The sequence below is a fragment of the Sphingomonas sp. URJC2 genome (genome assembly GCF_059803575.1).
The window spans coordinates 45888-60227 of the sequence record NZ_JAPFGX010000008.1 but is presented as its reverse complement, the minus strand read 5'-3'; the positions used below and the strand labels follow the sequence as shown (position 1 = coordinate 60227).

The following is a 14340-nucleotide window of genomic DNA, read 5'->3' as shown; positions in this document are numbered from 1 at the left end:
TGGTGATGCGGCTTCTCTGTCTTGCCGTGACCGGCCTGGCGCTGCCCGTGCCGCTCGCGGCGCAGGCCATCTCCAGTCCGCCCCCCGAATTGCCCCCCCGGCGCAGCGCCGCCCCCGAATGGCAGATCGGCGACGACTGGAGCCTGAAGCTGCGCGGGCGCATCAATCACGATGTCGCGGCGATCTCCGCACCCGGCGGGCTGCCGGCGGGCACCGTGCCGCAGGGCATCGCGGTTCAGACCCGGCGGCTGCGGCTGGGCATCGAAGGCGACGGGCCGGCGGGCCTGACCTACAAGGGCGAGCTTGAGCTGTCGGGCAACCGGGTGCGCGCGGTCGATGTCGCGCTGACCTTCCGCGCGTCAAAGACCGCGCCGGTCGAGTTCACCATCGGCCATATCGAGCCGCTCAACGGCCATGAACAGATCGCCAGTTCGCGCTACACCAGCACCATCGAGCGCGGGGCCTATAACGAGGCCTTTGCCAATATCCGGCGCAGCGGGGCCTATCTGACGATCATCCCGCCGGCGGCCGATCTGCGCGTCTCGGCCGGTCTGTTCGCCGACACCGTCAATGAAGGCGGCGGCGTCCGGCCGCTGACGCTCGCCACCCGCACGGTCTGGGCCCCGCGCGTGCACGGGGTGCAGCTGCATCTGGGGATGAATGCCGCCTGGCGGCGCTACCGCGACGGCGGCACCGCCTATACGCTCGGCGCGCGGCCCTTTGCCGGCATCATCGACACCAGGCTGCTCGGCACCGGGCGGCTGGCGGCGGTAAGCGACCTGACCCTGGGGGCCGAGTTCATCGCCATTGCCGGTCCGTTCCACCTGATCGCCGAGGGCCAGCGGCTCCGCCTCGACACGGTCGGCAGCGGCGCGCCCGCCGGCCTTGCCCCCGGCGCGCGGCGGCCCGGCTTCGATCCCGGCTTTGGCGGGATGATCGTCGAAATCGGCTGGGCGCTGACCGGGGAGAGCCGCGGCTATCGCGACGGGCTGTGGGCGCGCACCCGGCCGCGCCGCCCGCTCGGGCGCGGCGGCATTGGCGGGCTGGCGATCAATCTGCGCTATGACCTGCTCGACCTGAACGATGCCGCGGGCACGGCGCGGATCGCGGGCGGGCGGCAACAGGGCCATATCGCCGCGCTGGTCTGGCAGCCGACCGACCATCTGCGCTTCACGTTCCAATATGCGCGCGGGCGGATCGATGGCGGCCCGCTCGCCCGGCCCGACCGGCCGGGCTTCGGCTTTGACGTGATGGCGCTCAGAACCGCCTGGGATTTCTGACGCGCCGGCCCGCCGGCACCCGGCAGATCAGGCGCGCGGCAACGGCGTCGCGTAGATGCGGTAGCGCTTGTTGATGCGGCTTTCGATCGCATCGGCAATCGCGTTCATGCCCTGATTGTCCTCGAGCACCCAGCCGATCTCGCCCCGGCTCGCGCCATAATGGGCGATGGCCTCGCGCCGCGAATATTCGATCATCATGAAGGCCAGCTGGCTGGCCAGCCGCGATGCCTGCAACCGCTTGACCACGCCCATCAGCGGCACCCGCATCGTGCGCGCGCGCGGGCGGCGCAGCCACAGCAGCAGCCGCGCCCAGCCGAAGGGCAGCAGCGCACCGCGCAGCGGCTTCAGCACCTCGTTCAGATCGGGCAGGGTGATCATGAACGCCACCGGCTCGCCCTCGACCTCGGCGATGTAGATCAGGTCTTCGAATACCAACGGCTTGAGCTTGCGGCCGACCTCGGCGACTTCGGCATCGGTCAGCGGCACGAACCCCCAATTGTCCGACCAGGCATCGTTCAGAATGCCAAGGATGATCGCCGCCTCAGCCTCGAACCGGCGTTTGTTGACCCGGCGGACATGGATGCGGGCATTTTTCTCGCCCGCTGCGATGATGCGCTGGACAAGCGGCGGAAAGCCGTGGGTGATGTCCAGATCATAGGTCAGCAGATCCTTGACGCCGGTATAGCCGCGCGCCTCGATCCACTGCTGATAGGCCGCATCATGATGCCCCATCATCACGGTGGGCGGATGGTCATGCCCCTCGATCAGCAGCCCCGGTTCTTCCCAGACCGACAGGCTGACCGGGCCGACCATCCGGGTCATGCCCTGTTCGATCAGCCATTGTTCGGCGCGGTCGAGCAGCGCGTTGCCGATCGCCTGATCATCGGCATCGAAATGGCCGAAGAATCCGGTGCCGGGGCCAAAGCCCTGCTCGGCCGGCTGGGTGAGCGCCAGATGGTCGATATGCGCGGCGATGCGCCCGACGATGCGCCCGCCCCTCATCGCCAGGAACAGCTGCGCAGTGCCATGGGTGAACCAGGCATTCTTGCCCGGGGTGAGCATGCCCACCGCCTCGCCGGCCAGCGGCGCGACCCATTGCGGGTCGGCAGCATAGCGGGTGCGGGCATAGGCAACGAAATCGCGCCGCCCCTTGGCGGTCGAAACCGGCAGGATCGAAATCTGGTCGTTCATGGCGCATCCCATAGCCGCGCCCGGCTGCCCAAGTCGAGCAGCGCCCGGACGTCGGGCAATGCAGTGGCATCCGTGTCGGCCATTGGCGGCGGGGGTGGGACCAATAAACAGTTCTGGCGTTGTTACGATGAAACGAAACTCACCAGCGACGAGCCGCATGTTTAAGCGCGCAATTAACATCTCGCCGGGACGAAGATCGAAACGTATATAGAACGCCGTGACAAACGACTTGTTTATTCCCAAGCCTCAAGAACGACATCGAGCGTCCGAGGGGGCTTAGCAAAATAGTCGCGCGTCATACGAAAAGGGGCCGAGTGCCAGCCCGACCCCTTCGTTGAAGCCTGGATCAGAAGCGGCCCCTGAAAAGGGTGAGCTATCCAAAACCGAGCAAGCGCCTGCTGAGATACGCGGGATCGGTAAAGGAAGCAAGAACGTGGGCCGCCAACACGAAGGTCCGTATGGCCTCCAGTTCGATCCCTTCCGGGAAGAAACTGGTGTGTTCGCCGTATGTCACCCGTGGTGGCAAGCGCATTTATGCCAGCTCTTATGGCCTGAAAGCGTTTTGCTTCCTGGTTGATGATGATGACGATCGCACCCAGTAGCTGACCGGCACTCTCCAAACAGCCCGCACCCTCCGGTGCGGGCTGTGGCTTATCAAGAGGCCCACGCGATCAGTATGGCGTGCGGGCTTTTGGGATGGGAAGCGAAAGCGCCGCTTGATCGTGCGCAAAGCCGGGGCCGCCCTTTCGCTGCCATGGTGCGGCCATTATCTGTGCCGATGAGATGACACCTATGACTGCCAGCCTTGCCCTTGATGCCCGCGCCGACCGTGCGGCCGCCCGTGCGCCTGCGCCGGAAGACTCTGCCCGTCGCACGGGCGACGATGCCCGGCTGCTGCGCGCGGCGGCGGAGATTGCGCGCGACCTGCATGTCGCCAGCCCCGCCATCTACTGGACCGATTTGCTCGCCTCGGCCGCGCTCGGCTATGCCGGGCTGGCGGCGGCGATCCTCGCCCCGTCGCTCGGGCTGGCGCTGATCGCGGCGATGGTGTCGGTGCTCGCGCTCTACCGCGCCGAAAGCTTCACCCATGAGCTGACGCACATGAAGCACAGCAGCCTGCCGGGGTTCCGGCTGGGCTGGAACGCGGTGATCGGCGTGCCGCTGATGGTGCCGTCGTTCATGTATGAAGGCGTGCACAATCTGCACCATGCCAAGACGCGTTATGGCACGGTGGAGGATCCCGAATATCTGCCGCTGGCGCGGATGACGCCCTGGGCGACGCTCGGCTTCGTGCTGATTTCGGCCCTTGCCCCGATCGGCCTACTGATCCGCCATGCGCTGCTGACGCCCTTGTCGTGGCTGTCGCCCAAGCTGCGCGCGGTGGTGATCGCGCGCTATTCGGGGCTGGTCATCAACCCCGATTTCCGCCGCCGTGCGCCCGAGGGCGAGGCGGCGCGGCGCTGGCGGCGGCAGGAAATCGTCACCAGCATCTGGGCGATCGGCCTCATCTCGCTGGTCGCAAGCGGGGTGGTGCCGCTGCGCGCCTTCCTGATCTTCCTTGCCATCGCGGCGGCGGTTGCCGTCATCAATCAGGTGCGCACACTGGTCGCGCATCTGTGGGAAAATGACGGGACGCCGATGACGGTGACCGCCCAGTATCTCGACAGCGTCAATGTGCCGCCCCCGGCGCTGCTGCCGGCGCTGTGGGCACCGGTGGGGCTGCGCTATCACGCGCTCCATCATCTGCTGCCCAGTCTGCCTTACCATGCGCTGGGCGAGGCGCATCGCCGGCTGGTAGCGGCGCTCGGACCTGACTCGACCTATCAGCGCGGCAATCATCCGGGGCTGACCGGTCTGGTCGCCCGGCTGGTGCGCAGCGCCGCCGCCTCGCGGCGCTAAAAACACGCCAGAGGCCGGCAGCTCAGTCGGCGATCACCGCCCAGACCGGGGCATGGTCGCTCGCCTTTTCGCGGCCGCGATAGGCGCGGTCGACGCCGGCATCGGCCAGCCGGTCGGCCGCCTGCGGGCTGAGCAGCAGATGATCGATCCGGAAACCGGCGTCGCGCGCCCAGGCCCCGGCCTGATAGTCCCAGAAGGTCCAGAGCGGCCCGACCGGATGGCGGGCGCGCAGCGCGTCGGTCCAGCCCTGATGCACCAGCCGCCGGAGCGCCGCGCGGCTGGCCGGCTGCATCAGCGCATCTTCGGCCATGGCGGCCGGCGAATAGACATCGGCATCGGTCGGGATGACGTTGTAATCGCCCGCCAGCACCACCGGCACCTCTTCGGCCAGCAGCGTCCGGCCATGGTCGATCAGCCGGTCCATCCAGGCGAGCTTGTAATCGAACTTCGGCCCCGGCACCGGATTGCCATTGGGCAGATAGATTGACGCGACGACCAGCCCGTCCACCTCCGCCTCCAGATAGCGGCTATGGCTATCGTCGGGATCGCCGGGCAAGCCGCGCCGCCGCTCGACCGGATCGCGCCCGCGCGCGAGCACGGCGACGCCGTTAAACCCCTTTTGCCCGTGCCACACCGCGCCATAGCCGGCGGCGCGGATCTCCGCCTCGGGAAAGGTCTCGTCGCTCGACTTGAGCTCTTGCAGGCAGGCGATGTCGGGCCGCTGCTCCTCCAGCCATTCGAGCAGCCGGGGCAGCCGGGCCTTGATCCCGTTGACGTTGTAGGTGGCGATCCGCATCGCCCCGGACTAGCCGATCTGCGGCGGCGCGCAACCATCCGCCGGCAGCAGCGCGGCGCGCGCGGCATCGGCCAGCGCGCGCATCGCCAGCCGATATGGCCCGGGACCATGGCTGATCCGCGCGACGCCGAGTCTCGCGAGCCGCGCGGGCGGCGGCACGCCGGGGCGCTGCATCACATTGACCGGCAACGGGCTGGCCGCGCACAGCCGCGCGATCAGCCGTTCATCGGCAAGACCGGGAACGAACAGCCCGCTCGCCCCGGCATCGGCAAAGGCGCGGCCGCGCTCCACCGCCAGATCGAGCAATGCCGCATCATGATCCTCGGCGCGCGCCTCCAGAAACAGGTCGGTGCGCGCATTGATGAAGGCGGGAATCCCCGCGCGTTCGGCGGCGCGGCGCATCGCCTCGATCCGCCGCGCCTGAAGCGGCAGCGGATACAGGCAGGTGCCGCCGATCACCCGGTCTTCCAGATTGCAGCCGACCGCCCCGGCGGCGAGCAGCAGCGCCATGTGATCGGCGAGCCGGGCCGGATCGGCGGCATAGCCGGCCTCGAAATCGATCGTGACCGGCAGGTCGACCGCCGCCGCGATCCGCGCCGCATTGGCGATGGCGAGATCAACGGGCAGCGCCTCGCCATCGGCAAAGCCGTGCGCGGCGGCGACCGACCAGCTGCCGGTGGCAATCGCCGCCGCCCCGGCCTCGGCGACCGCGCGGGCCGACCCGGCATCCCAGACATTGAACAGGGTGAGCGGCGCGCCCGGCACATGCAGCCGTGCGAACGCCTGTGCGCGGGAGATTTGGCGGGTGGCCTCAGCCATGCGCCATCAGCAGCACGACCGGCCTGCCGGTCAATGCACGAAGCGCGCGACGACGTCGCGGTAGCTGCGGCTGACCTTGACCTGCGCGCCCGAGCCAAGGACGAGGAAACATTCGCCATTGGTGTGCGGCTTCACCTGACGCACCAGATCGAGATTGACGATGGTCGAGCGGTGGACGCGCTGGAAGCGGCGCGGGTCGAGCCGCTTTTCCAGATCCTTCATCGTCTCGCGCAGGATCAGCGTGTTGTCGGCGGTATAGATGCACATATAATCGCCGGCGGCATCGATGCGCTCGATCGTGTCGACATCGACGCGGAAAATCTGGCCGCGATCCTTGATGTTGATCATCTTTTCAAACCGGCTGGCGGCGGGCGCGTCGCCGCCCTCGCCCATCTCCGCGGCCGCTTCCGGCGCGACTTCGGCCAGCACCTCGCGCAGCCGGTCGACCTCCTCCGCGCCGCGTTTTTCCGACAGGCGCTGGCGCACCCGGTCGAGCGTGGTCGCCAGCCGGTCTTCCTCGACCGGCTTCATCAGATAATCGACCGCCTGCGCCTCGAACGCGCGGATCGCGTGATCGGAATAGGCGGTGACGAACACGACCAGCGGCGGTTCGACCTCCATCAGCCCCTGCACGACCGAAAAGCCGTCGAATCCCGGCATCTGGATGTCGAGAAACACCAGATCGGGCTTGTTGGTCTTGATCGAGCGGATCGCCTCGCGGCCGTTGGAGCAGGTGTCGACAATCTCGACATCCTCATGCGCCTGGAGCCTTAGTTGCAGGCCCTGAATGGCCAGCGGCTCATCATCGACGAGGATGGTTCTGATGGTCATGCGGCTTCCCTTGGTTGGTCCTCGGTCTGAAACGGAATCTCGATCAACACCTCGAATCCGCCTTCCGCCCCCGCTCTCGCGTCGAAATCATGGTCCTGGCCATAGGCCTGCGCCAGCCTGTCGCGAATATTCGCCAGACCGACGCCGGTCGACATGGTGCAGGCCGGCCGCGCCGCCCCCGGCCCCGGCCCGGTATCGGCGACCAGGATGCGCACCCGGTCGACGACCAGCCGGGCGCTGACCGTGATGTCGGCACCTTCCTCCTGCGGTGTCACCGCATATTTAATCGCATTCTCGACCAAAGGTTGCAGCAGCAGCGACGGCAGCCGCGCGCGCAGCACCACGGGGTCGATCTCAAACGCCGTGCGCAGCCGGCTTTCGAAGCGCATCTTCTCGATATCGAGATAGAGTTTGAGCGTCTCGACCTCCTGCTCGACCGTCACCTGGCCCAGCGGCTCGTTGACCAGTGTGTAGCGCAGGAACGAGGACAGGCGCGACAGCATCGCATTGGCCCGGTCGGTCTGCTTCAGCAGCACGAGCGTCGAGATCGAGTTCAGCGTGTTGAACAGGAAATGCGGGTTGAGCTGATAGCGCAGCATCGCCAGCTGCGCCGAGGACGCCTGGCTTTCCAGCGCTTTCAGCCGGTCGGCCTGTTCCTCGACCACGAGGAAGTAATTGATCGCGAAATACAGCGCCGACCAGGCGGCGATGACCACGAAATCGAGGAACATGGTGCCGAGGAACAGGCGGATCTGGAACGCCTCGCCCGGCCGCTGGATGGTGTTGAAGATCCAGGCATCGATCAGCGAATAAAACGCCGCCGCCACCGTCATGCCGACGATCGAGCCGGTCCAGGTGACGACCGGCGCACGGTCCATCAGCCCGCGATAGAGCGCGCCCAGCATCAGCGTCAGCGAATAGCCGGTGGCGGTCGACACCGCGACCGGCACCAGAAACGCAAGCGTCAGCCCGTTGGCAAAGCCCGACAGCGTGCGCAGCAGGAAATAGCCGGCCCAGCCGGCGGTCTGGAGGTTCCAGAACGCCCGGTTCTTGTCCTCGAAAAACGGTGTGGCGGTCAGCCCCAGTGTCGGCATCGCCCATTGGTCTAGCCGAAATCCGGCGGCGGTTGAACCGGTAAGTCGCCCCCTTCCCCGATCGGGTGCGCGGGTTTAGCCTCACCCCCTGCACACAGCCGGCCCATGGGACCGGACGGGCAAGGAGAGAGACATGGCCACCGACACCCACATCGCCGCCAGCGATCAGCACCGCGCCGGCTTTACCGCCATGACCGAGGGGACGGCGGAGGACTGGCAGATCATTTCCAGCCATTTCATGGCCTTTGCCGGCAAGGTCGCCGACCGGGTGCTCGACCATCTGCGGCTGCTCGACGGCGATTATGGCGGCTTTCCGATCGACCGGCTCCAGCATTCGCTGCAGACCGCGACCCGCGCCCACCGCGACGGGCGCGACGAGGAATATGTGGTGATGGCGCTGCTCCACGATGTCGGCGACACGCTGGGGTCGTTCAACCATCCCGATGTCGCCGCCGCGATCCTGAAGCCGTTCGTGTCGGAGCGGAATCACTGGATCACCGCCAATCACGGCGTGTTCCAGGGCTATTATTATTTCCACCATCTGGGGCTGGACCGCGACCAGCGCGAACAGTTTCGCGGCCATCCGCATTTCGAGGCCTGTGCGGAGTTCTGCGAGAAATATGATCAGGCGGCGTTCGACCCGGCCTATGACACCGCGCCGCTGTCCTTTTTCGAACCGATGGTCCGCCGTGTGATGGCGCGGCCTAGAAGGGCCAATCCGATTGTATCGGATCGGCCCTTCTAGCTCTTTGATTTGCCGCATTTTCCGAGTCGCCGGGTGACTCAACCCGGCTTGAAAATGCTCTAAGCGCAGCGCGCTGATCAAGGACTGAACCGCCCATTGCCCGCCACGACCGGCGAATAAAAAAGCCGCCGCCCGGAGGGTCCGGGCGGCGGCCTTTTTCTTGGCGGTCAGGCGCGGATCAGAAGGTGAAACGCGCGCCGACGCGGATCGCGTAGAGCGACTGGCGGCTGAACACCACCGGGTTCTGGGCGCGGTAGTTCGAATAACGATACTGCGCGCAGGCCTGGGTGCTGGTGGTCGTCGCGGCAGTGCCCGGGGCGGTGCCGGTCGCGACCGGTGCCTGGAGGCACTGCACCTGCAGCAGGGCGATCGTCTGCGGGAACGCAAACTCCTGCACCTGGCCCCAGTTGCGGTTGATCAGGTTGCCCAGATTTTCGATGTCGGCGAACACGGTGAAGCGCGCATCGCCGAAGAACGCCGGGATTTCCTGTTCGACGTGCAGGTCGATCTTGGTGAACGACCGCGAGCGGAAGGCGTTGCGCGGCGCGATCCGGCCCCGGAAGCGGTTGAGCTTCGAGGAGTCGATGAACGCGTTGAACGCCGCCTGCGTTGCCGCGCTGTCATAGCTGACCAGCGGATCGTTCACGGTCGGCACATAGAGCAGGTAACGGCTATTGCCGCCGATCGTGCCGAACACGCTCGAGCGCGCACCCTGATTCTGGAAGGTGTAGCTGAACGGACGGCCGGTGCGCGTTTCGGCGAACAGGTTGATTCGGGTCTTGTAGTCGCCGAAGAACGCCCGGTCGAAGTTGAAGCCGTACTTGAAGAAGTGGCGGACTTCATCGTTCGCCGTGCCATAGGCGACCCGGTTCGGATCGACATAGGCACCGTTCGAATAGTTGGAGAGCGCGACCGACGACGTCGCCGGGGCCTGATCCTTCACATCCTGATAGGTGTAGCTGCCGAAGATGTTGAGGCCGAACTTGAACGTCTTGTCGAACCGCACGACGCCGACATAGCTGCGACCGCGCGAGGTGTTGGTCAGCAGGATGTCGAAGTTGGTGTCGGCAAAGCTGGTCAGCGCGCTGTAGCGCGGACGGCCGTCAGGCGTGGTCAGGCCGTTCGGGATCGAACGAATGTCCTGGAACAGCACCTGATTGCGGACCTTGGAGAAGAACAGGTCCGCCCCGAAGTTCCAGCCATCGCCGAGCGGGCCGAGATCGGCCTGGTAATCGGCCGACATCGTTGCACGCCACTGCGACGGCACATCGAAATCGGGATCGAGCGCATTGGTCGGCGCCAGCGCGCCGGCCGAACGGCCCGACAGATAGCCGTTGATCGCCCCCGGAATGGCCGCGCCGTTCACATTGACCAGACCCGCGGTGCCGACCGCCGTTGCCGCTGCGCCGGTCAGGCCCGGCACGTTGAACGTGCCGTTGTTGTTCACGCGGATGTCGATCGCGTTCGACAGGAAACCGGTGTTCGAGAAGCTGTTCGACACATAGACGTCGGGCGCACCGCCGCCGAAGATGCCGACGCCACCACGCAGGCTGAACCGGTCGGCCGGCTTCCAGTCAAAGCCGAAGCGCGGCTGGAACAGGCTGCGGCCGCCCAGGAACGCCTGGTTGGTGAAGCCGTAACGCGCCAGGAAGTCCTGGTTGAGCGCCGGGCGCGACGAGCCGCCATACAGGTCGAACCGGGCGCCGAGCGAGACATTGAGCGTGTCGGTGACGCGCCAGTTGTCCTGCAGGCCGAAGGTCAGCGACTGATATTTGAACCGCGCCGCCGCGTCGTCCGGGTTCAGCGACGGAACCGCGTTCTGGTAGCGCAGGCGCTGGGCGTTGCCCGCCTGGAAATCGGCCAGCGAGTCGAAATAATAGTCGCCGAGCGTGCGCTGCAGGAACAGGTTGAAGATCTTGGCGTCCTGATATTCGGCGAACAGGCGCAGATCATGATCGCCCGCCTGCAGACGCGCCTGGAACAGGCCGCCCCAGCTCTGCGAGGTCAGGCTGTTCGACTGGCGCGAAATGTCCGGGCCGAAAGCGACGGTCGGCACGCCGGCCGCGCAGGTGATCGACGCGCCGGCATCAGGATTGATGACACCGCCGGCGAGCACACGGTCCGAGGTCGGCGCGGTGCAGACCTGGAACTGCGCGAAGTTGCGGCCCAGCAGCGGATCCTGACCGCGGACATAGTCCTTGTAGAAGGCGCGGAACTCGGTCGAGAAGTTATCCGACCAGTCGGAGTTCAGGTTGAAAACCGCGGTGTGCAGTTCCTGCGACTGGGTATAGGCGTTCGATTCGAGGCCCAGGCTCGGCGCGTTGGTCGTCTGGCTCAGATTCTGCGCAAAGACGATCGAGTCCTTGGTGTAGGCATAGGTGATCGCCGCGCGCTGCGTGTCCGACAGGTTGGCGTCGATCTTGGCGACAAGGCGGTCATCGCGGTCGCGCTGGTTGTTCACCACGCCGCCGGTCGTGTAATTGTAGCGCGAGCGGGCGATTGACGACACCTGATCGACGATTGCCTGGGTCAGGTTCGGGATCGGGTTGCCGGCATTATTGTCCAGCGGGCCTTCGGCGATCGGCGAATTGTCGCGGATGCTCTCGCCCGCGACCATGAAGAACAGCTTGTCCTTGATGATCGGGCCGGACAGCTGCGCACCATAATTGGTGTTACGGAAGTTCGGCAGGTTGACGCGCAGGTCGCGGGTGCGGTTCCCCTGCAGCTCGTCGGCGGTGTAGGCGTAGAAGCCGGTGCCGTGGAACTCGTTGGTGCCCGACTTGAGCACGACGTTGACGACGCCGCCCTGGAAATTGCCTTCGCGGACGTCGAACGGCGCAACGCGGGTCTGGTACTGGCCGATGGCATCGAGCGGAATCGGCGAACGGCGGGTGGGCAGGCCGTCCGGGTTCAGACCGAAGTTGTCGGTGACCGGCACACCGTCGACGGTGAAGCGGTTGAAGCGCGGGTTCTGGCCGGCGAACGACACGGCGCGGCCACCGCCCGGCGAGTCGGACAGGCGCGCGAACGGATCGCGGCGCGACAGGTCGCGCACGTCGCGGTTGATCGTCGCGATGGTCGAAATCTGCTGCGCGGTCAGCAGCGTGGCCGGACCCTGCGAGATGTTGCCCGCCTTCACGACGGCCGCGGCGGTGACGACGATGTCCTGCGAGAAATCGGCCAGTTCGATCGGCAGATCATAAGGCGTGCCGAGGACGGTGTTGATGTCGGTGATCTGCGCCTGATTGTCATTCACCGAGACGGTGAACGGGCCGCCGGCGCGCAGGCCGGACAGGTTGAACGAACCATTGGCGTCGGTCGTGGCCGTCGAGCGCGTGCCCGAGGGAATATGGACGGCGGTCACGGTCGCGCCGGCGACGGGAACGCCGCCATTGGTCACGGTGCCGCGAATCACCGAGGTGATTTCCTGCGCCTGGACGGCCGCAGGTGCGATGAGCGCAGCAACGGCCGCGCCGATAAAAAGACGATTCCTCATTGCTTTCCCCTGTTCTGGGCCTTCACGCCTTGTTAACCCGGCGCACGGTCGCAGGCCCATTGGGCCGGGTATATTGCGAATCCATGACAAGGGCGCGATTCGATTTGCGCCCGCAAAATGAAGTGATTGTGCGTTGCAGAAATGACACGGCCCGCGCCTCGCCGTGCCGGGCGGGGCGCGCTATGCTGCACGGCATCGCTGCAGCGGCGGGATACGCCGCGCGACCACATCGCCACCGCGCCCCGAGAAACGCCGCCCGCCATGCCCCGGATGTCAGGAACGCCCTCCTCCCCGCCCAGCGCACCGCCGCACGATGGTGTCGAAGCCGCGCTGAAGGCCGAGGCGCAGGCGCTTGGCTTTGCCGCCTGCGGCATCGCGCCGGCAGGCGCAGCGCCCCGTGCCGGCGAAAGGCTGCGCCGCTGGCTGGCCGAGGGCGCGCATGGCGACATGATCTGGATGGAAAGCCGCGCCGATCAGCGCGCCTCTCCGGCCGGGCTGTGGCCCGAGGTGCGCTCGGTGATCGCGCTCGGGCTCAGCTATGCGCCCGCGCTCGATCCGCTGGCGCTCGGCGATGAAGCGGCGGTCGGGCGCATCTCGGTCTATGCGCAGGGCGGCGACTATCATGATGTCGTCAAACGCAAGCTGAAGGAGCTGGCGCGCTGGCTGGTCGGGCGCGCGGGCGGCGATGTGAAGGTGTTCGTTGATACCGCGCCGGTGATGGAAAAGCCGCTGGCCGAAGCCGCCGGGCTGGGCTGGCAGGGCAAACACACCAATCTGGTCAGCCGCAGCGACGGCAGCTGGCTGTTCCTCGGCATGATCTTCACGACGCTCGATCTGGCCGCCGACGCGCCCGGCCGTGACCGCTGCGGCAGCTGTGACGCCTGCCAGCGCGCCTGCCCGACCAATGCCTTTCCCTCCCCCTACCGGCTCGATGCGCGGCGCTGCGTTTCATATCTGACGATCGAGCATAAGGGGCCGATCCCGGCGGCGCTGCGCGCAGGGATCGGCAACCGCATCTATGGCTGCGACGATTGCCTGGCCGTCTGCCCGTGGAACAAATTCGCCCGCGCGGCGGCGGCGAACCTGGCGTTTCACCCGCGCGCCGAACTGATCGCCCCCGCGCTCGCCGATCTGCTCGCGCTCGACGATGCCGGCTTCCGTCAGGTGTTCGCCGGCTCGCCGATCAAGCGCATCGGCCGCGACCGGATGATGCGCAATTGCCTGATCGCGGCGGGCAATGGCGGCGATCCGGTATTGGGCGATGCGGTCGCCGCGCTGGTCGATGATCCTGCGCCGCTGGTGCGCGGCGCGGCGATCTGGGCGCTGACGCGGATCGATCCGGCCCGGCTGACGCGGCTGGCAGAGACGCGGGAGGCGACGGAAACCGATCCCGATGTCCGCGCCGAATGGGCGGCGGCGCTGACGCCCGAGCCGGCCGGCGTGACGCGCTAAAGCATTTTCGAGCCGGGCAGTTCCGCCCGGCGACTCGGAAAATGCGACAAAGCAAAAGCTCAGAGCATTTTCGAGCCGGGCGGTTCCGCCCGGCGGCGCGGAAAATGCGACAAATCGGAGGGTTAAAGCAGCCCGAGCGCGGTCAGCTCGCGCGCCAGCGTCGGCGCGTCGCGGAACAGATGGCCGCGCAGCCCGACCGATTCGGCCCCGGCGATATTCTCCGCCCGGTCATCGATGAAGATCGCCGCATCGGCAGCGATGCCGAACCGGTCGAGCGCCAGCCGGTAGATCGCCGGATCGGGCTTCACCAGCTTTTCGGTGCCGGACACGACAATGTCGCGAAACCGGTCGAACACAGCCGGGTGCGCGGCGCGGAAGGGCGGCCAGAATTCGTCGGAGAAATTGGTGATCGCAAACAGCGGCACACCGCGCGCATCGAGCGCGGCGAGCAGATCGGCCATGCCGGGAATCATCGGCCCGACACTGTCGTTGAAGCGCGGACCCCAGAGCGCGATCAGATCGGCATGCTCGGGAAAGCGCGCGCTCAGCTCCGCCCGCGTCTCGGCGAACGGGCGGCCGGCATCGTGCTGGAAATGCCAGTCATGGGTGACGACATCGCGCAGAAACGCGGCAAGCGCCTGATCATCGCTGATCAGGCGCTCGTAAAGAAACCGCGGGTCCCATGAAAACAGGACATTGCCGACGTCGAAGACGACGGCAGACACCGCCATAGCGGA

Annotated in this window: 12 protein-coding genes; 5 read left to right on the top strand and 7 right to left on the bottom strand. The window is 66.7% G+C overall.

Features of this window, described 5'->3' with window-relative positions:
* The first annotated feature begins 5 nt into the window (after positions 1–5).
* The gene (locus OPU66_RS05285) at positions 6–1280 is read left to right on the top strand and encodes an OprO/OprP family phosphate-selective porin (protein ID WP_498552564.1); all 1275 of its coding nucleotides are present in this window, start codon (positions 6–8) and stop codon (positions 1278–1280) included.
* Between the two features lie 27 nt (positions 1281–1307).
* On the opposite strand, the gene OPU66_RS05280 is transcribed toward OPU66_RS05285, so the two are convergent.
* Positions 1308–2471 (bottom strand): N-acetyltransferase, encoded by a 1164-nt coding sequence (locus OPU66_RS05280; RefSeq protein ID WP_498552563.1) that lies wholly within the window; start codon positions 2469–2471, stop codon positions 1308–1310.
* A gap of 368 nt (positions 2472–2839) precedes the next feature.
* Here OPU66_RS05280 and OPU66_RS05275 point away from each other — a divergent pair, with 368 nt between their 5' ends.
* Positions 2840–3073, top strand: coding sequence for a hypothetical protein (locus OPU66_RS05275; RefSeq protein WP_498552562.1), 234 nt, complete (start codon positions 2840–2842; stop codon positions 3071–3073).
* A 190-nt stretch (positions 3074–3263) separates the two neighbouring features.
* Complete coding sequence (locus OPU66_RS05270) at positions 3264–4370, top strand: fatty acid desaturase family protein (RefSeq protein WP_498552594.1); 1107 nt, start codon at positions 3264–3266, stop codon at positions 4368–4370.
* A gap of 22 nt (positions 4371–4392) precedes the next feature.
* Here OPU66_RS05270 and xth read toward each other — a convergent pair whose 3' ends face one another.
* From xth to OPU66_RS05250, 4 genes are read right to left on the bottom strand one after another with little or no spacing between them, the layout of a single operon-like run.
* On the bottom strand, positions 4393–5166 hold the full coding sequence (gene xth / locus OPU66_RS05265; protein ID WP_498552560.1) for an exodeoxyribonuclease III: 774 nt from the start codon (positions 5164–5166) through the stop codon (positions 4393–4395).
* Between the two features lie 9 nt (positions 5167–5175).
* Entirely contained in the window at positions 5176–5985 is an 810-nt protein-coding gene (locus OPU66_RS05260) for an isocitrate lyase/PEP mutase family protein (RefSeq protein WP_498552559.1), read from the bottom strand.
* Positions 5986–6015: 30 nt separating this feature from the next.
* Positions 6016–6816, bottom strand: a complete 801-nt coding sequence (locus OPU66_RS05255) for a LytR/AlgR family response regulator transcription factor (RefSeq protein WP_498552558.1) — start codon at positions 6814–6816, stop codon at positions 6016–6018.
* Complete coding sequence (locus OPU66_RS05250) at positions 6813–7910, bottom strand: sensor histidine kinase (RefSeq protein WP_498552557.1); 1098 nt, start codon at positions 7908–7910, stop codon at positions 6813–6815. The genes OPU66_RS05255 and OPU66_RS05250 overlap by 4 nt, the downstream gene beginning before the upstream one ends.
* Positions 7911–8043: 133 nt before the next feature.
* Between OPU66_RS05250 and OPU66_RS05245 the strand changes: the two genes are divergently transcribed.
* The gene (locus tag OPU66_RS05245) at positions 8044–8655 is read left to right on the top strand and encodes an HD domain-containing protein (RefSeq protein ID WP_498552556.1); all 612 of its coding nucleotides are present in this window, start codon (positions 8044–8046) and stop codon (positions 8653–8655) included.
* Between the two features lie 178 nt (positions 8656–8833).
* Here the strand turns inward: OPU66_RS05245 and OPU66_RS05240 are convergent, their stop codons facing one another.
* Positions 8834–12151 (bottom strand): TonB-dependent receptor, encoded by a 3318-nt coding sequence (locus OPU66_RS05240; RefSeq protein WP_498552555.1) that lies wholly within the window; start codon positions 12149–12151, stop codon positions 8834–8836.
* A gap of 270 nt (positions 12152–12421) precedes the next feature.
* Here OPU66_RS05240 and queG point away from each other — a divergent pair, with 270 nt between their 5' ends.
* Positions 12422–13603, top strand: coding sequence for a tRNA epoxyqueuosine(34) reductase QueG (gene queG, locus OPU66_RS05235; protein ID WP_498552553.1), 1182 nt, complete (start codon positions 12422–12424; stop codon positions 13601–13603).
* A gap of 122 nt (positions 13604–13725) precedes the next feature.
* On the opposite strand, the gene OPU66_RS05230 is transcribed toward queG, so the two are convergent.
* A complete protein-coding gene (locus tag OPU66_RS05230) occupies positions 13726–14334 on the bottom strand; it encodes an HAD family hydrolase (protein ID WP_498552552.1) in 609 nt (202 codons plus the stop codon).
* Positions 14335–14340: the final 6 nt, after the last annotated feature.